Annotated in this window: 18 protein-coding genes; 9 read left to right on the top strand and 9 right to left on the bottom strand. The window is 65.8% G+C overall.

Annotation, left to right across the window (positions count from 1 at the left end; translation table 11 throughout):
* Window positions 1-6 precede the first annotated feature (6 nt).
* From AZL_RS21280 to AZL_RS21260, 5 genes are all read left to right on the top strand, one after another.
* Window positions 7-1,164 (top strand): acyl-CoA dehydrogenase family protein, encoded by a 1,158-nt coding sequence (locus AZL_RS21280; protein WP_042444763.1) that lies wholly within the window; start codon window positions 7-9, stop codon window positions 1,162-1,164.
* A gap of 26 nt (window positions 1,165-1,190) precedes the next feature.
* The gene (locus AZL_RS21275; RefSeq protein ID WP_012976525.1) at window positions 1,191-2,165 is read left to right on the top strand and encodes an NAD(P)H-dependent flavin oxidoreductase; all 975 of its coding nucleotides are present in this window, start codon (window positions 1,191-1,193) and stop codon (window positions 2,163-2,165) included.
* Between the two features lie 131 nt (window positions 2,166-2,296).
* Complete coding sequence (locus AZL_RS21270) at window positions 2,297-4,381, top strand: methyl-accepting chemotaxis protein (RefSeq protein WP_052293728.1); 2,085 nt, start codon at window positions 2,297-2,299, stop codon at window positions 4,379-4,381.
* A gap of 196 nt (window positions 4,382-4,577) precedes the next feature.
* Entirely contained in the window at window positions 4,578-5,492 is a 915-nt protein-coding gene (locus AZL_RS21265) for a FadR/GntR family transcriptional regulator (RefSeq protein WP_148219529.1), read from the top strand.
* A gap of 24 nt (window positions 5,493-5,516) precedes the next feature.
* Entirely contained in the window at window positions 5,517-6,266 is a 750-nt protein-coding gene (locus AZL_RS21260) for an enoyl-CoA hydratase-related protein (protein ID WP_012976522.1), read from the top strand.
* A 144-nt stretch (window positions 6,267-6,410) separates the two neighbouring features.
* Here the strand turns inward: AZL_RS21260 and AZL_RS21255 are convergent, their stop codons facing one another.
* The 5 genes from AZL_RS21255 to AZL_RS21235 form a co-directional block, all read right to left on the bottom strand.
* Window positions 6,411-7,400, bottom strand: a complete 990-nt coding sequence (locus tag AZL_RS21255) for a flavin reductase (protein WP_012976521.1) — start codon at window positions 7,398-7,400, stop codon at window positions 6,411-6,413.
* 125 nt (window positions 7,401-7,525) lie between these two features.
* Complete coding sequence (locus AZL_RS21250; RefSeq protein ID WP_042444415.1) at window positions 7,526-8,401, bottom strand: alpha/beta fold hydrolase; 876 nt, start codon at window positions 8,399-8,401, stop codon at window positions 7,526-7,528.
* 104 nt (window positions 8,402-8,505) lie between these two features.
* Window positions 8,506-9,441, bottom strand: coding sequence for an electron transfer flavoprotein subunit alpha/FixB family protein (locus tag AZL_RS21245; RefSeq protein WP_012976519.1), 936 nt, complete (start codon window positions 9,439-9,441; stop codon window positions 8,506-8,508).
* A gap of 2 nt (window positions 9,442-9,443) precedes the next feature.
* Window positions 9,444-10,193, bottom strand: coding sequence for an electron transfer flavoprotein subunit beta/FixA family protein (locus AZL_RS21240; RefSeq protein ID WP_012976518.1), 750 nt, complete (start codon window positions 10,191-10,193; stop codon window positions 9,444-9,446).
* Between the two features lie 188 nt (window positions 10,194-10,381).
* A complete protein-coding gene (locus tag AZL_RS21235; RefSeq protein ID WP_012976517.1) occupies window positions 10,382-11,206 on the bottom strand; it encodes a universal stress protein in 825 nt (274 codons plus the stop codon).
* Between the two features lie 225 nt (window positions 11,207-11,431).
* Between AZL_RS21235 and AZL_RS21230 the strand changes: the two genes are divergently transcribed.
* Entirely contained in the window at window positions 11,432-12,616 is a 1,185-nt protein-coding gene (locus AZL_RS21230) for a lipid-transfer protein (protein WP_012976516.1), read from the top strand.
* A 4-nt stretch (window positions 12,617-12,620) separates the two neighbouring features.
* Window positions 12,621-14,786, top strand: a complete 2,166-nt coding sequence (gene fadB, locus AZL_RS21225) for a fatty acid oxidation complex subunit alpha FadB (protein WP_148219526.1) — start codon at window positions 12,621-12,623, stop codon at window positions 14,784-14,786.
* 36 nt (window positions 14,787-14,822) lie between these two features.
* Here fadB and AZL_RS21220 read toward each other — a convergent pair whose 3' ends face one another.
* The 4 genes from AZL_RS21220 to AZL_RS21205 all read right to left on the bottom strand — a co-directional run bounded on the left by AZL_RS21220 (window position 14,823) and on the right by AZL_RS21205 (window position 19,189).
* On the bottom strand, window positions 14,823-15,176 hold the full coding sequence (locus AZL_RS21220; RefSeq protein WP_148219525.1) for a hypothetical protein: 354 nt from the start codon (window positions 15,174-15,176) through the stop codon (window positions 14,823-14,825).
* Between the two features lie 780 nt (window positions 15,177-15,956).
* Window positions 15,957-17,399: an aldehyde dehydrogenase family protein gene (locus AZL_RS21215; RefSeq protein WP_042444757.1), complete on the bottom strand. Its 1,443-nt coding sequence runs from the start codon at window positions 17,397-17,399 to the stop codon at window positions 15,957-15,959.
* Window positions 17,400-17,537: 138 nt separating this feature from the next.
* Window positions 17,538-18,500: a LysR family transcriptional regulator gene (locus tag AZL_RS21210; RefSeq protein ID WP_012976513.1), complete on the bottom strand. Its 963-nt coding sequence runs from the start codon at window positions 18,498-18,500 to the stop codon at window positions 17,538-17,540.
* Window positions 18,500-19,189, bottom strand: a complete 690-nt coding sequence (locus tag AZL_RS21205; RefSeq protein ID WP_012976512.1) for a UbiX family flavin prenyltransferase — start codon at window positions 19,187-19,189, stop codon at window positions 18,500-18,502. The genes AZL_RS21210 and AZL_RS21205 overlap by 1 nt, the downstream gene beginning before the upstream one ends.
* Window positions 19,190-19,515: 326 nt before the next feature.
* Here AZL_RS21205 and AZL_RS21200 point away from each other — a divergent pair, with 326 nt between their 5' ends.
* Both AZL_RS21200 and AZL_RS21195 read left to right on the top strand, forming a co-directional pair.
* Complete coding sequence (locus tag AZL_RS21200) at window positions 19,516-21,246, top strand: thiamine pyrophosphate-requiring protein (RefSeq protein WP_052293727.1); 1,731 nt, start codon at window positions 19,516-19,518, stop codon at window positions 21,244-21,246.
* A complete protein-coding gene (locus AZL_RS21195) occupies window positions 21,246-22,532 on the top strand; it encodes an alpha-hydroxy acid oxidase (RefSeq protein WP_148219524.1) in 1,287 nt (428 codons plus the stop codon). The genes AZL_RS21200 and AZL_RS21195 overlap by 1 nt, the downstream gene beginning before the upstream one ends.
* The last annotated feature ends 45 nt before the right edge of the window (window positions 22,533-22,577 follow it).

Here is a 22,577-nt window from a genome sequence, read left to right as displayed (position 1 = left end):
ATGATCATGCGTCGGACGATTTTCGATGAAGAGCATAAACAGTTTCGGGATTCGGTGCGGCGGTTCTTCCAGAAGGAGATCGGTCCCGAGGCGGCGCGCTGGCGCGACCAGGGGCAGGTCGACCGCGACGCTTTCCTGAAGGCGGGGCGGCAGGGCCTGCTGCTCATGTGGGCGCCGGAAACCTATGGCGGCGCCGGCGTGGATGATTTCCGGTACGAGCAGATCGTCTATGAGGAGAATTTCCGCCACGGCGAGCCAGGGTTCTTCCTGGTTCTCCATTCCCGCATCGTCGCCCCCTATATCGGCCGTTTCGGCACGGAGGAACAGAAGCGGCGCTTCCTTCCCGGCGCGGTCAGCGGGGAAACCATCCTGGCGGTCGCGATGACCGAGCCCGGGGCGGGGTCCGACCTCGCCAGCATGCGGACACGGGCGGAGGATCGTGGCGACCACTGGCTGCTCAACGGTTCGAAGACCTATATCTCCAATGGATTGCTGGCCGACGCGGTGGTTGTGGCGGCGCGCACGGTGCCCGACAGCCGCCATGGCATCGGCCTGTTCATCGTCGAGCGCGGGATGGAAGGCTTTTCCCGCGGTGGGCGGTTCCACAAGATGGGGCTGCATGCCCAGGACACCGCCGAGCTGTTCTTTGACAATGTGCGGGTTCCCAAGGCGAATGTCCTGGGCGATCCGACCAGGGGATTCCATTTGCTGGCCCATGGGCTGGCCGAGGAGCGGCTGATCGCGGCCGTCGGGTCGATTGCCCATGCCCAGGTGGCGTTCGATCTGACGCTCGACTATGTCAAGGAGCGCCATGCCTTCGGCCGCCCCATCGGAACCTTCCAGAACAGCCGTTTCAAGTTGGCGGAGATGCGTGCGCAGCTCGACGCGGCGCAAACCTTCGTCGACCAATGCGTCCTGGAGCATAACGCCGGCCGTCTGACCGGCGAGACGGCCGCCGCGGCGAAGCTGATCACCAGCGAGTTGGAAGGGCGGGTCGCCGACGACTGCGTGCAACTCCATGGCGGCGCCGGCTACATGGAGGAATACCGGATCAGCCGCATCTACACCGATGCCCGGATCACCCGCATCTTCGCCGGCAGTTCCGAAATCATGAAGGAAATCATTGGCCGCTCGCTCGGTCTGGATGACCGCGCGAAGTCCTGAGCCGGAACGAAGGGGAGGAGAGGGGCATGAAGACGGAGATCACGCGGCTGCTCGGCATCGAGTATCCGATCATTCAGGGCGGCATGCAGTGGGTCGGGCGGGCGGAACTGGCGGCTGCGGTCTCCAATGCCGGTGGACTTGGCATCCTGACGGCTCTCACCCAGCCGACGCCTGAAGAGCTGGCATCGGAAATCGCCCGGTGCCGCGCCATGACCGACAAGCCGTTCGGCGTCAACCTGACGATTCTGCCCGCCGTCACGCCGCCGCCCTACGAGCGCTATCTCGATGTCATCATCGAGAGCGGCGTGACCATCGTCGAGACCGCCGGCAACAGTCCGAAAGCGTTCGTGGAGCGCATGAAGGCCGCGGGTGTCCGCATACTGCACAAATGCACCACCGTGCGTCACGCCCTCAGCGCCGAACGCAACGGCGTGGACGTCATCAGCATCGACGGTTTCGAATGCGCCGGCCATCCGGGCGAGGACGACATTCCCGGTCTGGTGCTGATTCCCGCCGCGGTCAGGGCGCTGAGGATCCCGGTGGTGGCGTCGGGTGGGATCGGCGACGGGCGCGGCATGGCCGCGGCGCTGGCATTGGGGGCGCAGGGCGTCAATATGGGCACCCGCTTCCTGTGCACGAGGGAGGCGCCGGTTCACGAGGCCATCAAGCAGGCGCTGGTCCAGGCGTCGGAGCGCGACACCAGACTGATCTTCCGGACCCTGAAGAACACCGCCCGGGTTTTCCGCAATGCGGTGTCAGAGGAGGTGGTGGCGATGGAAGGGCGACCCGGTGGCTGCCTTTTCGAGGATATCCGCCCCCTGGTTGCCGGCGCGCGTGGCCGTGCCGCCCTGGAGGCCGGCGATGTGCATGGCGGCGTGGTGACGGCCGGCATGGTGGTTGGTCTGATCGACGACATTCCCACCTGCGCGGACCTGATCGCGCGGATGGTGGCTGATTGCCGGGAGCATCTCCGCTTGGCCCTGGCCCTGACCGAGACCTGATCCCGCGCCGGTCTCCGGGAGGGGCGCTTGTAGAACAAAGCTATCCGATCGTCTCCACCGTGACAGCGTGTCAATTGCAAGCATAAGTAGCCAGGGGGGAGGGCATGGGAAAAGTCCGTTCCGGAAAGTCCTTGTACGTCAGCATTCGCGCCAAGCTGTTTTTTGCCTTCGGCGCGGTCGCGATACTTGCCGCGGTGGCGAGCGGCATCGGTCTCTGGGCGATGAACGATGTCCATGACCGCATTCTGACCATCAGCGGCAAGGGGTTGTCCACGGTACTGCTTGCCCAGCAGCTCCAGGCGGACACCGGCACTGTCATGGCCCGGGCGCCGGAACTGGAAGGGCTTGCCAACCGCAGGGATCTGCCGCCTCTCGCCGATGACATGCGCGCCCAGGTCGATCTCCTGTCCGAAACGGTCGAAAAGCTTCTGCCGCTGCGTCCGGATGATCCGATCCTCGCCGGACTGACCGGAACCGTCGATCGCATGCGCAGCGCGCTGGAGGCGCAGATTCAGGCGGTGACCGAGCGTCTCGACTGGCAAACGAAGCGGCAATCGGCCCTGCGCGCGACCGAAAAGGCTTACGGCGCCTTCGTAGATGCCAGCCGTTCCACGGCCGCCGCCGCCCGTGCGGCGCTGGAGCATAGGGCTGCCGGTGACACGCTGGCTGGATCGGCCGAGCCGTTGAGTGCGTTCACGACGGTTTGGGATTTGACCTCTGTCGCCGGGGACATGCTGGATCGCCTGCGCGCCGGATCGGGCATGCTTGACATCCGCGAGCTCGATGCGCAACGGGAGACCATTGCGGCTCTGGCCGTTCGGGCGCACGCCCTGTTGGCGGTCCTCCCGGCGGAAAGCGCCACATCTCTGGAACCGCCTCTCATGGCGATGGCGGGCCAGGGGAGTGCGGCCGACGGTCTGCTCGCATTGCGCCGTGCCGAACTTCTGGCGGGGAATGCCAGCCGCACCGCCTCGATCGAGAGCCATCAGCGGTCCGAAGAGTTGAACATGGCCGGGTCGCAGCTCGTTCATGTCGTCCGTACCGAGAGCGACGAGCTGGTCGCCGGCGCCACCGAGCGTATCGAGAATGGACGTCGCCTGCTGATCGGGATCAATGTCGCGACCGTCGCCGGAACGGTGCTGATTACGTGGCTGTATGTTGGCCATTTCGTGGTCAACCGGCTGTCACGCCTTTCGACGGCCATGGCGGAGGTTGCCGGCGGGCGCCTGGACGCCCCGCTGCGGATGGCTGGACGCGACGAGATCGCCGATATGGCGTCGGCGCTGGAAGTGTTCCGAATCAATGCGTTGGCCGCTCAGGAGGCCGAGGAGCGCGCCGGGCGGTTGCGCCATCAGGCGGCCGAGGAGCGCCGCAAGACGACGCTTGAACTTGCGGCTCATTTTCAATCGACCTTCATGTCCGCGACGGAACGGGTCGCCCGATCCTCCTCCGATATGCATGCCAGTGCCGAATCGATGGCCGAATATGCCGGGCAGGCCGCGACGGAAGCGGCATCGGCAACCGTGGCGTCCCGCACGGCCATGAGCCGGGTTGAGACGGTGGCGTCGGCGGCGGAGCAGTTGTCCTCCTCGATCGCCGAGATCACGCGGCAGGTCGAGACCTCCGCACGGATCGCCCGGTCTGCGGTCGCCGACGCCCGCGAAACCGATGTCACGGCCCAGAGCCTGAATGAAGCGGCCGCCCGGATCGGCGAGGTCGTCCGGCTGATCGGCGAGGTCGCCGCCCAGACCAATCTGTTGGCGCTGAACGCGACCATCGAAGCGGCCCGCGCCGGGGAGGCGGGGAAGGGCTTCGCGGTGGTGGCGGGGGAGGTGAAGCACCTTGCCGCCCAGACGGCCAAGGCCACCGAGGAGATCAGCAACCAGATCGGCAGCATACAGATGGTAACCGCACGAACCGTCGACGCGATCCGCAAGATCGGCCGCACGATCTCGGAAATCGACGTCATCACCGGAGCCATCGCCACGGCGGTGGAGCAGCAGGGGGCAGCGACGCGGGAGATTGCCCGCAACGTGGTCGAGGTCGCGGACGGAACCAGCCTCGTTTTGTCCAGCATCGACGCCATCGCCGCCGCCGCCGCCCAAACCGGCGAGGCCGCCGTCCAGGTGGTCGACGCATCGCTGGAGATGAACACCGAAGCGGACGCCCTTTCGAACGAGGTGACCAGTTTCCTTCAGCAAGTCCGTGCGGCGTGACCAGGCGCTTTCCGGCGCGGTCCCGACCCAGTGCCATACGATCGCGTGGTCGTTAACCGGAGGGGCCCGCAAAAAAGGTACTTCAACACGGGGAAAGCTGGAGTTGCAGGTGGATTGACGTTTGCGACCCGCCTATATTGGGTCCAGTGAATGAAGATTCCATCTCTCTAATCTGACAGCGGGTGTATCGCCTGTGATGACCGGCGGCAAGGCAAAGGGAGCGGCAGGCTCCCCACGGGTTTCTTCCTCGAAGAGCGAAGCCGTGAAGACAAAGAGCAAGTCTTCTTCCGGTCTCAAGAGGGCGGAACGCGACCTCTATCTGGAGGCGTCGGCGTCGGCGGTGGCGACGGTGGTTGCCCTTCCGGAGCCGCGGGCGAAAGGCGACGCCTCGTCGCTTGTCCGGGACACGGTCGCGAAGCTGCGCAACATGATCATGTTCCATATCCACGAGAATGGCTTTCTCGGCTCCGAGGACAAGCTGATCAATGATCTCGGGGTCAGCCGGCCGACGTTCCGCCAGGCTGCCCGCCTGCTCCAGCACGAGCAGCTACTGACCATCAAACGGGGCGTGGGCGGCGGCTTCTTCGCCCGCATGCCGTCCGCCGAGACGGTGAAGCACATGATGTCCATCTACCTGATGGCTCGGGGCGTCACCTTGAGTAGCATCACCCAGGCCGGAGGCCCGCTCATCACCGAAGCCGCCCGCTTGGTTGCGGCCAATCCCTCGCGGGAGGTCCGGGCCAAGCTGAGCGCGTTCGTGGATGAGCATGCAGGCTTCGAGAATAGCGATGACACTCGTGCTCAGGCGCAGGTCATTCTTGCTTATCAGGATCTGCTGGCGACACTATCCGGAAATCCGGTTATCGAGCTTTTGGCCCAAACCATCAACCGGATCGTCCGGGAGCCTCGTTACGGCACCTTCAAGTTCACGCCGGAAAGAACCAGGGTCTATGCGGAATATCAGCGCCGACTTGCGGCAGCTGTTCTTGACGGGGATCCTGATGTGGCTGCCATCATAGCACAGCGGCATATGCACAACATGCTTGAATTTCTTTCACAAGATTTGGCGAAAGGGCTGGCTACCGACCAGGGATCGTCCGCCACCGTCTGACGCAGCCTGTTTCAGGAGACCGACATGATGTCGCCGGTTCGGGTGGAACATCCCGACGAGGGCCTTTGCCTGATCACCATCGATCGGGCGGACGCGCGCAACGCCCTCAACGACCTGGCCTATGCCCAGCTCATCGCCGCTCTCGACGATGCCGAGGCTGACCACGGCGTGCGGGTGATCGTGGTCACCGGCGCCCACGGTCATTTCACAGCCGGCAATGATCTGGCCGATTTCCAGGCGATGCCGGCTGATGCGCAGAGCGTACCAGGGATCCGGTTCCTGGCCCGGCTCAATCGGTTGGAGAAGCCGATCCTTGCGGCGGTGGAAGGTATCGCCGTTGGCATCGGCCTAACCATGCTGCTGCATTGTGATCTCGTTTATGCCGGTCGCTCGGCCCGTTTAAGGGCGCCCTTCGTGCAGCTTGGCCTGACGCCGGAAGGTGGATCGAGCCTGTTGCTGCCGTTGCTGCTCGGTCATCGGCGGGCTGCGGAGATCCTGCTATGCGGCGACTGGCTGTCGGCGATGCGAGCGGAAGCGTTGGACATCGTGAACGAGACGACTGAGGATGGTATGGCGCTGGAACGGGCGTTGCAGCGAGCAGCTCAACTCGCGGCTCTTCCGCCGCAAGCCCTTCGCGCCACGCGGCAGCTGATGTGCCGCGCGCGGCAGACGACCATCGACGAGACGATCATGTCGGAGGAGCGGGTTTTTCTGGACCATGCCCGCTCCGCTGAAGCGCGGGCTGCCTTTTCGAGCTTCTTTCAGAAGCGCTGATGGAGAGCGCCGCTTCTCCACGCGGGCGGCAAAGGCATCTCGCTCGCCGATTGAAAGGCGGTGTCCGATGGCTTCCTTCGAACACCGTTTTCAATCCGGCTGCTGTTTGTGGCTGATGGCTGACGGCTATATTGCCGCCGTCCGTCATACCACAGCCGTTTCGGGTGGCGCCTCCTCCGAGGGGTGCTTTGCCAGCTCCCGGCGAACGATCCTCTTGAGGAGGGTTTTGAGAAGCCTCATATCATCGGGATCGAGAGCCTCCGCTGCGTCCTCCTCGGCGGCCTTGGCGATCGCGAAAAGTTCGATGGCCAGCGCGCGTCCGCTCTGCGTCAATTGAAGAATGGCCGCCGGTCCGGTGCCCGCCATGGTGATGAGATCGGCTTGGAGCATCGTCCGCAGCAGATCGTCGCTCAGGCGCTCGTCGCTGACGGTCATCAGGGAATCGATCTCGCCGACGCTTGCTTCGTGGCGGGCCGCCAAAAGCGACATCACGTAATACTCGCCGTTCCCGATCCCCTTTTCACCACAGCGCCTGCGCACCGGCGCATAGAGTTGAAGCATGACCAGAGCGGCAAGATAGCCGAGGAAGTCTTTGCGGAAGCTGCTTTCGACCTCGACGGTCGAGGTGGCTTCGCGTGGAGGCTGGGGGAACATCCGGGCATAGCGACCGCCGTGGAAGAGCAGGGGCTGTTCGTCGGAATGGTCGAAGGCCAGCACCTCTCCCACGAAGATTATGTGATCCCCCCCTTCGTAACGATAGGCGGTGCGGCATTGGAAGCGTGCAGAGCAGCCTTCCAGCAGAGGGGTGTCGCCCAGCCCTTGCGTCACCGCCAAGTCGGAGAACTTGTCTTCGCCCCGGCGGGCGAAGCGGTCGGACAAGGGCTTTTGGCTGGCGGTCAGCACATGTACCGCGAAATGCCCGCAGTCCATGAAGGCTGGCAGGCTGGCCGAAGTTTTGGCGAGACTCCAAAGCACCATCGGTGGGTCGAGTGACACCGAATTGAAGCTGTTGGCCGTCAACCCGACAGGGGTGCCGTCAGCCGCATGGGTGGTGACGATCGTCACGCCGGTGGCGAAGGCCCCGAGCGCGCTGCGGAACTGCTTGGGATCGATTACAGCAGGCGATGTGTTCACGGAGCGTCTCCTGGTTTTGTCCAATTGGCAGATAATGAAGAGATATCTGAATTGAATGGAACCCCGTCGCCGTCGGGCTTGCCCTGGTTGTTCCGCAACCATCCGGATCGATGCGAGGATGTCTCTTAAAGGGAGCCGGTCAGAAATGCCTCGATCAGCGCGGCCACTTGAAGCGGCTGATCGTGATGCATGTTATGGCCGGCGTCTTCGATGACGATTTCCCGTCCTCGGCGCAAGGTGCCCAGTCGCTCGGCGAGATCGGCAGGATGTTCGGCAAAGGCCGAGGTTACAAAGGAGCGGGCGCCACGCAGACACAGGGTATCGGCGGTAACATTGCTCCAAATATCCTTGACCTGATCGGCGGCGAGGGGCAGAGCGGTTATCACCCGCGCCCGTGGGTCGGAACGGTATGCCCATCGCCCCTCGGCACGTTCGACCGTCAGATGTTCTATCAGGAACGCGCGGCGATCGTCGGAAAGCCGGGGGTAGAGCCTGGAGAACTCCTCGTTTACCGCTGATTGGCTTTCAAAGAACGTGTCTTCCTCCCGAGGGTTGCGGTGGCGGAGCCAGCGGGACAGCACTTTTGCCGGGGATCGCCCGCCGTAGCCCGGCACCGGGGCGTAACCCTCCATGTTCACCCACTTCGCAACCCGTTCGGGACGCGCGCCCGCGTAAAGGCCGGACACGTTGCCACCCATGCTGTGTCCGACCAGCATCGCAGGCCTGTCTGGAGAGTAGGCATCGAGAATGGCGTCAAGGCAGGCAGCATAGTCGCTGAGGTGATAGAAGCCGCTTCCCCAGGCACTCAAACCGAAGCCATGCCAGTCCGGCGCGATGATGTTGAAATGCCGAGTGAAACCATCGACCATGAATTGGAAGGTCGCCGAGGCATCCTGCCAGCCATGCAGCAAAAAGATGGTGGGTTGTCCCTTCTCACCCCATCGCCGTATGTGAATGGGGATTCCCAGCACCTCGATGAATTCGGAACGGCTTGCCTTCATGGCCGGCGGCATCCTGCTGTGGGTATGCTAAATGGAGAGGACTAAACGCCGCACATTGCGGCGGCGAGGTGGGCCGACGCAGCAGATGTACGGAGTGGTGCCCCTTAAAGGGCGTCCTTCAGCTCCGGCACCGCCTTGAACAGGTCGGCGACCAGACCATAGTCGGCGACCTGGAAGATGGGCGCCTCCTCGTCCTTGTTGATGGCGACGATGACCTTGCTGTCCTTCATGCCGGCGAGATGCTGGATCGCGCCGGAGATGCCGACCGCGATGTAGAGGTCCGGGGCCACGATCTTGCCGGTCTGCCCGACCTGATAGTCGTTCGGCACGAACCCGGCGTCGACCGCCGCGCGGCTGGCGCCCACCGCCGCCCCCAGCTTGTCGGCCACCGCCTCCAGCAGGGGGAAATTGTCGCCCGACTGCATGCCGCGCCCGCCCGAGATCACGATCTTCGCCGCCGTCAGTTCCGGCCGCGCCGACTTGGTCAGCTCCGCCGAGACGAAGCGCGACAGGCCCGAGGCCCCGGCCGCCGCCACCTTCTCCACCGAAGCCGAACCGCCCTCGGCCGCGGCCGCCTCGAACGCGGTGGCGCGGACGGTGACCACCTTCACCGCATCCGACGACTGCACCGTGGCGATCGCGTTGCCGGCATAGATCGGCCGCTCGAAGGTATCGGGCGAGACCACGCCGGTGATGTCGGAGATCGCCTGCACGTCCAGCAGAGCCGCGACCCGCGGCGCGACGTTCTTGCCCGCCGAGGTGGCGGGAGCCACCACATGGCCGTAGCCGCCGGCCTTGACCAGCGAGACCGCCAGCGGAGCGACATCCTCCGGCAACTGGTGGGCATAGGCGGCATCGTCGGCGACCAGCACCTTGGCGACGCCAGCCACTTTGGCGGCGGCCTGGGCGGCGGCCCCGGCCCCCTGGCCGGCGACCAGCACATGGATGTCCCCGCCCAGCTTGACGGCGGCGGCGATGGCGTTGAGCGTGGCGGGCTTCAGCGAAGCGGCATCGTGCTCGGCAATGACGAGAATAGCCATGGTCAGATCACCTTCGCTTCGGTCTTCAGCTTCTCGACCAGGGTCGCCACGTCGGGCACCTTGACGCCGGCCTTGCGCTTGGCCGGTTCGACCACCTTCAGCGTCTTCAGCCGCGGCGTCGCGTCCACCCCCAGCGCGTCGGGGGTCACGGCATCGAGCGGCTTCTTCTTCGCCTTCATGATGTTGGGCAGCGAGGCATAGCGCGGCTCGTTCAGGCGCAGGTCGGCGGTGACCACGGCCGGCAGCTTGAGTTCCACCGTCTCCAGCCCGCCATCGATCTCGCGGGTGACCGTGACCGAACCATCGGCCGGCGCGACCTTGGAGGCGAAGGTCCCCTGGCCCCAGCCGAGCAGCGCCGCCAGCATCTGGCCGGTCTGGTTGCAATCGTCGTCGATCGCCTGCTTGCCCAGGATGACCAGGCCGGGGCCTTCCTTCTCGACCAGAGCTTTGAGGATCTTGGCGACAGCCAGCGGCTGGGTCTCGGCGTCGGTCTGGACCAGGATGGCGCGGTCGGCGCCCATCGCCAGCGCGGTGCGCAGCGTCTCCTGGGCCTGGGCCGGGCCGACCGACACGGCGATCACCTCGGTCGCCTTGCCGCTCTCCTTCAGGCGGACCGCCTCTTCGACCGCGATCTCGTCGAAGGGATTCATCGACATCTTGACGTTCGCGGTCTCGACGCCCGTGCCGTCCGCCTTCACGCGGATCTTCACGTTGTAGTCTACAACCCGCTTCACTGAAACGAACACTTTCATAGGCATTTCCCAGAAATAAGCGAGGATCGGAGATCGGCTGGCACCCGCCGGGGCGGCGGCGCAACACGATGCGCGGCTGTCCCACCTGCTTCAGGGTACGCTCTATTGAGATATCTCAATTTTGGCATGAAGGACAAGTTCAAAATTGTCGGTTCAGTGGAATGGTGTGCTTGCCATTTTACGGCCCCTCAATGCGTTATGAACAATGGTACCGGCGCGCGAGTCAGCAGGATGCCTGTCGTACTGCCGATCATTGCTTCCCGCAGCCATGAGCGGCCGAAGCCGCCCATGACCACGAGATCTGCGTCGAACGCATCGAGACGCGCCAGAACCTGGCCGCTGACACCGTGGGTTTCGTCGAACGGCAGTACAGTGATCGAAGCCGTTACACCGTGCCGAGCGAGGAAGTCCAGCAACTGGCTGCCAGCCGGCGGGGATGTCGCCGCCTGGCTTTGCGCCATGACCATGAAAATCTCAGTGGCGCCTGCGTTGCGGAGCAGGGGGAGGGCACTGTGAACCGCGCGCACCGCTTCGCGGCTGCCGTTCCAGGCGACGATGATCCGGTTGCCGACGGCAGGGCGTGTCAGGCGGGGAGGCACCACCATGACGGGCACGCCGGAGGAGAGGATGGCGCGGTCCCCGGCACGGCCGTTTGTGTTGTCCGTCTCGGTGTTGCCGACCACGGCGAGATCGTAGTAGCGCGCTTGTTCCGCGATTCGTTCGGCTGGATTGCCCGTATCCTCCAGCCAGCGCAGGTCCCCATCGCCGGTTCCGCCATGCTTATGAAAGGCGATGCGCGCCTTCTTGGCCAATTCGTCGCTGGCGCGCTCCAATTCGGCCTGCAATCCGGGACCGGCAAAATTCTGCGCCGCGCGCGGGAGGGTCAGTGCCGGGCGGACATAGATCCCTGTCAGGCGGGCACCGTGCGCCGTCGCGAGGCGTGCTGCGACGCCGACGCGGACGTTCGCCTCGGCGGTGTGATCGACGTGAACGAGAATGTCTCTGAGCATCATGGCCACTGTCCTTCCAAGCGAGGTCCGCGATACGACGGCGGAGCCCATTGCGGCTAATGATATACCTCATTTCTAAAAATGTATCCCGGCATAGGAAAAATATGACAGTTCCATCTGGCGATCATCGGCATTGGGCGCTAAAATAGGTATCGCAATACAAGGTGCGGGACGTCGGGCATCCGGCCTTCTCCGCACGCTTCCAACCGGTTGAGGAGGAAACGCCAGATGAGCGCGAAGGCGGTTGTGGCAGGTGTTGGGATGATCCCATTCGTCAAGCCTGGGACCAGTGACACCTATGACCTGATGGGCGCCCGCGCGGTCAGGTTTGCGTTGGAAGACGCCGGCATCACTTACGGCGACGTTGGTCAGGCCTATGCCGGGTATGTCTATGGCGACAGCAGCTGTGGACAGAGAGCGCTGTATCACGTCGGCCTGACGGGAATTCCGCTGGTCAACGTCAACAACAACTGCGCCAGCGGGTCGAGCGCGCTGTTCCTGGCCAGGCAGGCGGTCGAGGCCGGGGCGGTGGATTGCGCGCTGGCCTTCGGCTTCGAACAGATGATGCCGGGGGCGCTGCCGACGGTGTTTGCCGATCGGCCGGATCCCCTGGCTGACTGGAAGAGCCTGTCCCAGGATCTTCAGCCGGCCGATCCGGCGACGCCGCCGGCCGCCCATCTGTTCGGCGGCGCCGGAGTGGAACATGCGGCAAAATATGGAACCAGGCCGGAAACCTTCGCCCGTATCTCGGAAAAGGCACGCCGTCATGCCGAACACAACGATCGGGCCATCTTCCGGACACCGCTGACGGTCGAACAGATCCTGGCGTCGCCGACGATCTACGGCATCCTGACACGCTATCAATGCTGTCCGCCGACCTGCGGCGCGGCGGCTGCGCTGATCGTGAGCGAAGACTTCGCCCGCAAGCGCGGAATCGATGCCAGCATCCGCATCCTTGGACAGGAACTGATGACCGACCTGCCTTCGAGCTTCGGGGAGCGGTCGATGATCAAGGCCGTCGGCTTCGATCTGTCGAAGACGGCGGCGGCGCGCGTCTATGAGATGGCGGGGATCGGACCCGACGAGGTGGATGTCTGCGAACTGCATGACTGCTTCACCGCCAATGAGCTGGTGACTTACGAGGCGCTCGGATTCGCACCCGAGGGCGGGGCGGAGAAGTTCATCCTCGACGGTGACAACACCTATGGCGGAAAGGTCGTCACCAACCCTTCGGGCGGGCTGCTGTCCAAGGGCCATCCCCTGGGGGCGACCGGTCTGGCCCAGTGCTTCGAACTGGTGGAGCAGCTTCGCGGCAAATGCGGCCCACGGCAGGTCGAAAATGCGCGTTTCGCCCTCCAGCACAACATCGGCACCGGCAGCGCCTGCGCGGTGACCCTCTATGGCAAGGTGTGACCTTATGTTCCAGGGAAACACGCTTCAACTCCACGCGCTTGGCGACGGACTCGCCGAGCTTCGTTTCGACCGCGCCGGGGAATCGGTCAACAAGCTCGACCGGCTTGCCCTCGATGAGCTGAACCGGGCTCTTTGCCTGGTGCGGGAGGACCGCACCGTCACGGGACTGCTGATCACCAGCGGCAAGGACAGTTTTATCGTCGGTGCCGACATTTTCGAATTCACGGACCTGTTCGGGATGGCGGAGGACGAGATTGCCATCCACAACGCGGGTCAGAGCGCGGTGATTACCGCCCTTGCCGATCTGCCGGTTCCCACCGTGGTCGCCGTGAACGGTTTGGCGTTGGGGGGCGGGCTGGAACTGGCCCTGGCGGCGGATGTCCGCATGCTGTCGGATTCGGCCAGGATCGGACTGCCCGAAGTGGGGCTTGGCATCTTTCCCGGCTTTGGCGGCACGGTGCGCTTGCCGCGTCTGATCGGTGTCGAGGCTGCGCTCCAATGGATCATGTCCGGCACGCCGCGCAAGGCGGACGACGCTCTGCGGGCGGGGGCGGTGGATGCCGTGGTTCCGCCGCCGGAGCTACGGGAGGCGGCGCTGGAACGTTTGCATGGACTCGTCGCCAGCCCGGACTGGAGCGAGCGTCGGAAGGAGGCCTTGTCGCCCGTCGTTCGGGCCGGCGAGGATCTCGCTCCCATCTTCGCGGCGGCGAAGGCGAAAGCCCGAAAGACGGGGCCTCATCTGCCGGCCTCCCTTGCCGTGGTGGAACTGATCGAAAGCGCGGCCGGCGTCGATCGTGACGCCGCCTTGGCCCTGGAGGCGCGTGCCTTTGCGCATATCGCCCGCACGCCGGCGGCTCGTGCGCTGGTCGCCGTCTTCATCAACGATCAGGCGGTGAAAAAGACTACGAAGCAGCAGACCAGGGCGGCACGGCCCGTCTCGCGCGCGGCGGTGCTTGGCGCCGGGATCATGGGTGGCGGTATCGCCTATCAGAGTGCGGTGTGCGGAATTCCCGTAATCATGAAGGATATCGCGCAGTCCGCCCTCGATCTCGGCATGACGCAGGCCGGCGCCCTGCTTGCCAAACGGGTCGAGACGGGAGCGCTGTCATCGGCCAAGGCGGATGGCATTCTCGCGTCCATCCGGCCGGGTCTGACCTATGACGGCATCGCCGAGGCCGACGTGATCGTCGAGGCGGTGGTCGAGAACATCGCCATCAAGCGCGCCGTGCTGGCGGAACTGGAGGAGCATATTCGTCCCGACGCCGTGGTCGCGACCAACACCTCGTCATTGCTCGTCGCCGATCTGGCTCGGGATCTGGAGTGGCCGGAAAACTTCGTCGGCATGCATTTCTTCAATCCGGTGCACCGTATGCCGCTCGTCGAGGTGATCCAGGGACCGCACACCTCGCCGGAGGCGGTGGCTACGATCGTCGGCTACGCCAGCGCCATGGGTAAGACGCCAGTGGTGGTTCGCGATTGTCCCGGCTTCCTGGTCAACCGCATTCTGGCGGCCAATGTGCTGGGGTTCCTGCGGCTGATTCACGATGGTGCGGATTTCCTGCGGATCGACGCTGCGATGGAGGGCTTCGGTTGGCCCATGGGGCCTGCATGGTTGCAGGATGTCATTGGTATGGACACCAGCCGCCATGTGATTGAGGTCATCGCGGCGGGCTATCCCGAGCGGATGAGGGTGGAATTCGCCACCGCCCTGGATGTGATGGTCGAGAGCAAGCGCTTCGGCCAGAAGAGCGGTGCCGGCTTCTACCGCTATGAAGCCGATGCCGCGGGGCACCAGCGCAAGGTGGTCGATCCGGATGTCGGAGCGCTTCTCGCGACCGTGCAGCCTGGCGGTTCACGGATTATCTCCGATGAGGAGATCGTCCAGCGCACGATGCTGCCGATGATCTTGGAAACGGCGCGGTGCTTGGAAGATGGCGTGGTCGGCTCGGCGGCGGAGGCGGACATGGCCCTGATCCTGGGGATCGGCTTCCCCCGCCATCTTGGTGGGGCGCTGCATTACGCCGATGAGCTTGGCGCGAAAACCATCATGGAGTGGTGCGATCGCTATGCCAACCTTGGGCCTTTGTACCACCCGACACCCCGGATGCGCCGGCTTGCGGTGGATGGTGCGGGCTGGGCAAATCTGGTCCAGCGGCCAGGAGCGCTATGATCGCGGAGGAACGGCTTGGCCGTAGTCGATCATGCTTCAGGCCGTGGTATAGGAGCGGAGAGACGCTCTCTTGAGAATTTGCGCTTCAGCCAATCGCAAGAATCGTTGGTTGCGCGCCCCCGCAACCACCATTACCGAACGCACCTGTTCCCGAAGGCCGGCCGCCTCCGAAGCGCCGGCCTTCACTGCTTTTGGGCTCAGTCCGAGGCTGAGCAGCGCCACCAGATCACCCTCCAGCGTGATCTCGACCCCTCGGGCATCGGCTGTGCCGAAGCGCACCGCCACCCGCACGATCATCGGGCGCAGCCGCTCGCGTGCTTCTATCCGGTGCTCCGGATCCTCCAGTGTCGCCGCCAGATCGGCGATCCGCTCCCGGTACAGGGCAGCCAAGCTGTCGGGCAGTTCCACAAGCGCTGGGGGGAGGGGAGGCAGGGCTCCGAAGTCGGGTTAACAGCGGTTTACGGATTGGGAAGTTTCTGATTCGGTGGAGGCTCAGGGCCGTCCACCACATCACCTCAGACATGCGGGGCGAGGCGTGTCTTGTCGAACGCGCTTTCAACGTTGGACCCGGCGGCGCTCGCCGAGGCCGTGCAGTTCATCACCCAACAGTTCGAGCGCCAGGACGCATAGCATCGGCGGTGATGCCCGTGACCATCATCTCGCGATCGTCAACAAACTTTGCAACAGAGCCAACTGGGTCGGCGCGCGGCAGGTGTCGATTTCCTGACAGGCGCACGCCGCAGCGGTCGCTGCCTGCCAGTCGGCCGTGGCGTGCGCCCGGAAGGTGCGCAGGATACGACGGGAGACCAGGTGGCGTTGGAGGTTAAGGCAGTTGAGAGTGGCGGCATCCGAGCAATATAAGGCCGTGAGGGGTACGTCGCCAACGTTCCCGTGACAACGCTTCGAAAGACCATTTTATGACTCCACCTTTGCACTTTATGATTCCATCCAGATCTTTTCCGGATGGAACCATAAAGTGTTACGAGAGCATCCATATACTGCACTCGCTCCGCCTCCGAGCACCGCGCCGCCCTCGCTCGTGCCTTCACCGCTTGGCGCGAGGTGATAGGCCTTGCTCAGGTCAACTGACCAACGATCCAGAAGCGGGGCTGTTTATCTTCATTGCGTCCTTGGCTGGTCAAGTTGACAACACTCCCGGAGAAGGATCAATCAGCCAATGGTTCCCACCGTCTGGCAAACATGCTTCAGTTCCGTGAAATCGGCGAAGGCATCGTAGCCGTGCAACCGGCCCAGGCCGCTTTGCCGGTAGCCGCCTGTTTCCGCCTCGGCGAACAGGCGGTTGTGGTCGTTGATCCAGACGGTTCCATTGCGCAACGCCCGGGCCATGCGCAACGCCCGGGCGCCGTCGCGGGTCCAGACGCTGGCCGACAGGCCGAACACGGTGTTGTTGGCCTTGGCCACCGCCTCCGCTTCGGTCTCGAAGCGCTCCAGCACGACGAAGGGGCCGAAAATCTCGTCCTGGCAGAAGAAGGCGGAGGGGTCGTCGTGCGCCACCAGCGATGGGGTGAGGAACGACGCGGCGGCGGGGCTGTCCGTCGGCACCCCGCCACGCAGCAGCACCTCGTCGCAGGCATCGAAGGCCCGTTCGACCTGGGTCTGCACCTGATCGCGCGCCGGCCGGTCGATCAGCGGTCCCATCCGTATCGCCGGATCGAGGCCGTTCCCCACCGTCATGGCCGCCAACGCTGCCCGCAGATGTGTCTTCATCGCGTCGAAGGCCGATGCATGGACCAGCACCCGGCGGGCGGCGGTGCATTGCTGGCCGGAGATGATGGTGGCGGCGGTGGCGATGCGCGCCGCGGTCTCTGCCGGATCGGCGTCGGGGAAGACCAAGCAGCAGCTCTTGCCGCCCAGCTCCAGCGACAGCTTCTTCATGGTGTCCGCCGCCGCGACCATGATGCGCTTGCCGGTGGCGGTGGAGCCGGTGAAGCTGACCACGTCGACCAACGGCGAGTCGACCAGGCGGGCGGCGGCGGCATGGCCGGTCTCGCTGATCATGTTGCAGACGCCGCGGGGCAGGCTGGGAACCTCGGACAGGGCGCGCAGGAAGGCGGCGGTCAGCAAGGTGGTCTGTGCCGCCGGCTTGACCACGACGGTGCAGCCGCAGGCCAGCGCCGGACCGATGGCCCGCGCCAGCAGCACCGCCGGCGCATTCCACGGAATGATCAGCGCCGCCACGCCGGCCGGCTCTCGCAGCATGGTGGACAGCACGCCCGGCTCGACCTCCAGCACATGGCCGGGAACATGGCGAGCGAGGCCGCCGTAATAGCGGATTTCCGAAATGGCGCCGGCGATCTCGCCCCGCGACTGGGCGATGGCCTTGCCGTTCTCCAGCGTCAGCAGGCGGGCGAGATCCTCGGCTTGCGTGTCGAGCCTGTCGGCCCAGCCGAGCAGGATGGATTGGCGCAGCCGCGGGTTTTGCGCCCAGTCGGGCCGATTGAAGGCGGCATGCGCGGCGGCGATGGCGGCCTCGGCCTCGGCGCGTCCGCCATCGGCGGCATGGCCGAGGACGCTGCCGTCGGCGGGGTTGATGCTGGCGAAGCGGTCGGTGCCGGGCACCCATGCGCCGTCGATCCAATGCCGGCTGTCCAAGTTGGTCACCGCTATCCTCCCCTACCCGTTGGACGTTTTCATTGCGAGGGGCGCGCGGGACCTGCGCGCTCTCCTTCCCACCGCCAGCTAATCGCTGGCGGCGGTGTCAAGGCAAATAGTCTTTTCTAATCAATGAGATCACTTTACCTGATGGCTCTCGGCGGCATCTCTTGCGGCAGTCCGGCCGGCGTCCAGATGTGCGCCGGGGCGCGCCGCCTCGATCAGGCGTTCGTTCATGGTCTCCATGAAGCGGACGGCGGCGAGGCTGAGCGGCCGCCGCGGGTGATGGAGCCAGGCGAGCGTGCGCATGATCGTCGGTTCCACGATCGGGGTCGCCCGCAGGGTGCCGTCGGCCAGACCGCGATGGACGGCGATGCTGGGCAGCACGGTGACCCAATCGGTGCGCGCGACCAGTTCGGCGATGGAGATCAGGGTGTCGATCTCCAGCTGGGGTTTCAGGTCGATGCCCTGCGCCTCGGCGGCCTGCTCCAGCACCGCCCGCAACCCGTGCCGCTTGGACGGGATGACCAGGCGGAATTGCGCGAGGTCGCTGAGCCGTACCGTGTCAGGCAGGGGAGGCGGCTGCGCCGCCCCGCTGACCAGAACCATCTCCTCGTTCAGGATGTCCGTGGTTTCCAACCCCAGCCGCTTGCGCGGCCGGTTGATCACCGCGATGTCGAGCTGGCCCGAGGTCACCTGCTCCACGAAGGTGGCGGTGTAGCCGTCGGCGACACTCAGTTCCACGCTGGGATACTGGTTGGAGAAGATCTCGATCGTCCGCGACAGCACCGACTGGGTGACCGAGGCGATCAGGCCGATGGAGACCTGGCCGGAGATGCGGCCGGCCAGATTGCCGATCTCCTGCTTGGCGGCGGCGATGTCGCGCAGGATCGGCAGGAACAGCCGGAACATGGTGCGGCCGGCCGCGGTCGGGATCATGCCCTGCGGGCTGCGCTCGAACAGCTTCTCGCCGAGTTCGGCCTCCAGCTTGGCGATCTGCATGCTCAGCGCCGGCTGCACGACGTTCAGCCGCCGCGCCGCGCGGGTCACGTTGCCTTCCTCGTACAGGCACATGAAATACTGGAGCTGGCGCAGGTCCATCAGATGCTCGCGCTCGGCTGATCGGCCGGGGCTTGGCGGGCGGGGGAACGGCCGGACCGGCGCGCGGCTTCCCCCCAGCGCCGCACCCGTCCGCTGTCCAGCTCGAACAGGTCCAACACCCGCCCGACCGTGTGATCGATCAGGTCGTCCAACCCATCCGGCTTGGCGTAGAAGGCCGGGACCGGCGGGGCGATGATCGCGCCCATCTCGGCCAGGGCGGTCATCGTGCGCAGATGACCGAGATGGAGCGGCGTCTCGCGGACCATCAGCACCAGCCGGCGCCGCTCCTTCAGCACGACGTCGGCCGCCCGGCTCAAAAGGCCGGTCGTGGTGCCGCAGGCGATATCGGACATGCTGCGCATGGAACAGGGCGCCACCACCATCCCCATCGTCCGGAACGACCCGGAGGAGATCGAGGCCGCGATGTCGTCCGCCGGATGGGCGACGCTGGCGAGCGCGCGGACCTCGGCGACCTTCCAGTCGGTCTCCATGGCGATGGTGACCTCCGCCGATCGGGTCAGCACCAGATGCGTCTCGATCTCCAGCGCCCGCAGGGTCTGCAGCATCCGGATCCCATATACGACCCCCGACGCGCCGGAAATGCCGACGATCAGCCGCCGCGGGGCCGTCGGGCGCGGTCGCCCGTCCGGATCTATGCCGTGGTGCGGCGTATCGGCGGAGATCTCCATCGGTCGGCATCCTCATCCTGGTCGGTCGCCGCCCGCGAATGGGGCGCACGGCTTGCGGTCGGACTATGGCGGAACCGGGTTCCCATCACAAATAATGATTGGGAATGCTGATCATCATAAAAACTGATAGAGGTTGGGTGGACGGTGGAAGTCCGCTTTCATCAAGGCTGCGATGGTCCGCGAAACTATCAGTCAGTCATGCGATCAAATCGGATGATCGGGCCGATGATTTTAAATTATTTGATTAGCGTTCCAAATCGCGCGACCTATGAAGCGGCGGAACGAGCGCCGACGATCAGCCAATGCACGTTGAGGGAGTAAAGTCCTTGGTCAGTAACGAATCGAACGCCGGCGGATCCAAAGAATTCGAGCAGAGTGCATCGGATCTTTTCCTGACCCAGCTCTCCGCGCATGGCGTCGATTACTTCTTCGCCAACGGCGGAACCGATTTTCCGCCGATCGCCGAGGCGTTCGCCCGGGCGGCGGAAGCCGGCACGGCCGTTCCGCGCCCCATGGTGGTCCCGCACGAGAATCTCGCGGTGTCGATGGCGCACGGAGTCTACATGACCACCGGACGGCCGCAGGCGGTCATGGTGCATGTCAATGTCGGAACCGCCAACACCGTCAACGCGGTGTTGAACGCCAGCCGCGACGAGACCCCGGTGCTGCTGTTCGCCGGCCGCTCCCCCTACAGCGAAAGCGGCCGCCACGGCACCCGCACCCGCTACATCCACTGGGCGCAGGAGATGTTCGACCAGGGCGGCATGCTGCGCGAGGCGGTGAAGTGGGATTATGAACTCCATCTGCCCGAACAGGCCGGCGACCTAGTGGCGCGCGCTTGGCAGGTGGCGATGACGGCGCCGCGCGGCCCGGTCTATGCCACGCTGCCGCGCGACGTGCTGGCCGACCCGATCCGGGTGGCCCGCCCCGATGCCGGCCGCCGCGCCGCGCCCGCCGCTCCCCACCCGCAGCCCGACGACATCCGCACCCTGGCCGACTGGATCGCCGGGGCTGAGCGTCCGCTGATCGTCACCCAGGGCGCCGGGCGCACCCAGGCCGGTTTCGACGCGCTGGCGCGGCTGGCCGAGCGTTTCGCCCTGCCGGTGGTCTCCTTCCACCCGCGCTTTCTCAACATCGCCGCCGACCATCCGATGAATCTCGGCTCGCTGCCCGGCGGGCTGCTGGCCCAGGCCGATCTGGTGATCGCGCTGGACGCCGATGTGCCCTGGATCCCGGCGCTGGAATCGCCGCCAGCGGGCTGCCGCGTGGTGCATGTCGCGACCGATCCCACCTACACCCGTTATCCGATGCGCAGCTTTCCCGCCGACCTCTGTATCGCCGGCGAGACCGCCGACGTGCTGACGGCCGTCGAAGCCCTTCTGGATCGTCACGAGGGGCTGGACCGCAAGAGCATCACCGCCCGCGGTGAGGCGTTGCGGGCGCAGTCGCAGACGCTCGCCGGCAAGCGGCTGTCCCCCGACGCGGCGCCGTCCGACGGCCGCATCGGTCCGGAATGGCTCAGCGCCTGCATCGGCGAGGCGGTCGGTCCCGACGCGATCATCGTCAACGAATATCCCCTGCGTCTGGACCATTGCCCGCAGACCCGCAGCGGCACCTATTTCGGCCTCAGCGCCGCCGGTGGCCTCGGCTGGGGACTGGGGGCGGCGCTGGGGGCCAAGCTGGCCAACCCCGACCGGCTGGTGGTGGCGACGCTGGGCGACGGCGCCTACATGTTCGCCAACCCGACAGCCTCCCATTGGGTCGGCGAGGCCCACGACCTGCCGGTGCTGACAATCGTCTTCAACAACCAGCTCTATGGCGCCGTGCGCAATGCCACCATGGCGATGTACAAGACCGGCGTCGCCGCGCGCAACGGCGGGCGCATGCTGGCCGACCTCAGCCCGTCGCCGGCCTTCGAGAAGCTGGTGGAGGCGAGCGGCGGCGTCGGCTTCCGGGTCGAGCGGCCGGAGGAACTGCGCGACACCCTGCGCCGTGCGGTGGCGGTTGTGACGCAGGAGCGTCGTCAGGCGCTGGTCAACGTGCTGTGCGACTACTGATGTCGGCGCGCGATCCGGCCATGGAGACGGCGACGTCTCAAGCTTCCGCGGTGCCGTCCGCTCCGAAGCCGCAAGCGACTCCCGCGGCCGGGGCCGGCTGGGGCAGCGGCGGGTTGAGCAGCGAGGCGGCGCGGCTGCGCCGCCGCTTCCCCACCGTCGCCGATCTCGCGGCGCAGGCCCGGCGGCGGACGCCGCGCTTCGCCTATGATTTCGTCGCCGGCGGGGTGGGGGACGATCATGGGCTGGCGCGCAACCGCCAGGCGCTCGATGCCATTCAGATCGTGCCGCGCTATGGCATCGACCTGCGGGGCGTGTCGACCGAGACCACGCTGTTCGGCCGCGGCTATGCCCTGCCGGTCGGGGTGGCGCCGATGGGGCTGGCCGGCCTGCTGTGGCCGGACGCCGACGAGGCGATCGCCGCGGCGGCCCAGCGCGCCCGCATCCCCTACGTGATGTCGACGGTCGCCAACAGCTCGATCGAGCGCATCGCCCGCATCGCGCCGGACGTGTTCTGGTACCAGCTCTACAATGTGCCGGAAAACGACCATGCGGTGTCGCTCGACCTGATCCGTCGGGCGCAGGCGGCGGGCGCCCATGCGCTGGTGCTGACGATGGACGTGCCGGTGCGTTCCAAGCGGGTGCGCGACGTGCGCAACGGCCTCGTCGTGCCGTTCCGCCCGACCCTGCGGACGGCATGGGACGTGGCGCGGGCGCCGCTGTGGGCGCTGGCGATGCTGCGGCGGGGCCAGCCGCGCTTCTTCAATTTCGAACCCTATCTGGGTCCGGACGCCAGCACCGGCGATCTCGCCGGCTTCGTCTACCAGAAGATGACCGGCCCGCTGACCTGGGAGTCGGTCGCCCGCTTCCGCGACGTCTGGCGCGGTCCGCTGATCGTCAAGGGCATCCTGCATCCGGACGATGCCGACAAGGCGGTGTCGCTGGGGGCCGACGGCATCCTGGTCTCCAACCATGGCGGCCGCCAGTTCGACGCGGCTCCGGCGGCCATCGACGCCTTGCCGGCGATCGAGGAGCGGGTGCGCGGCCGTGCCACCGTCCTGGTCGACGGTTCCATGGTCTCCGGCCTCGACCTGCTGCGCGCCCGCAGGCGGGGAGCCGCCGCGGCCTTCGCCGGCCGCGCCTTCCTGATGGCCTATGCCGCCGCCGGTGCCGACGGGCTGGACCATGTCGTCCGCCTGTTCACCGAGGAGTTCCGGACCGCCCTCATCCAGAGTGGAACCCTGCTTCACGATCCCATGCCACCGCGCGCCGGTGCGCCCGGGCCCTAGCACGCCCGCACCGTAGCGCGGCGGCGACCGGGCCGGCCGACCCCG

Origin of the sequence: Azospirillum sp. B510 (genome assembly GCF_000010725.1) — a bacterium.
GTDB classification, from domain to species: Bacteria; Pseudomonadota; Alphaproteobacteria; order Azospirillales; family Azospirillaceae; genus Azospirillum; species Azospirillum lipoferum_B.
Note: the sequence above shows the minus strand (reverse complement) of the source record. Positions and strands in the feature narration are given on the sequence as shown.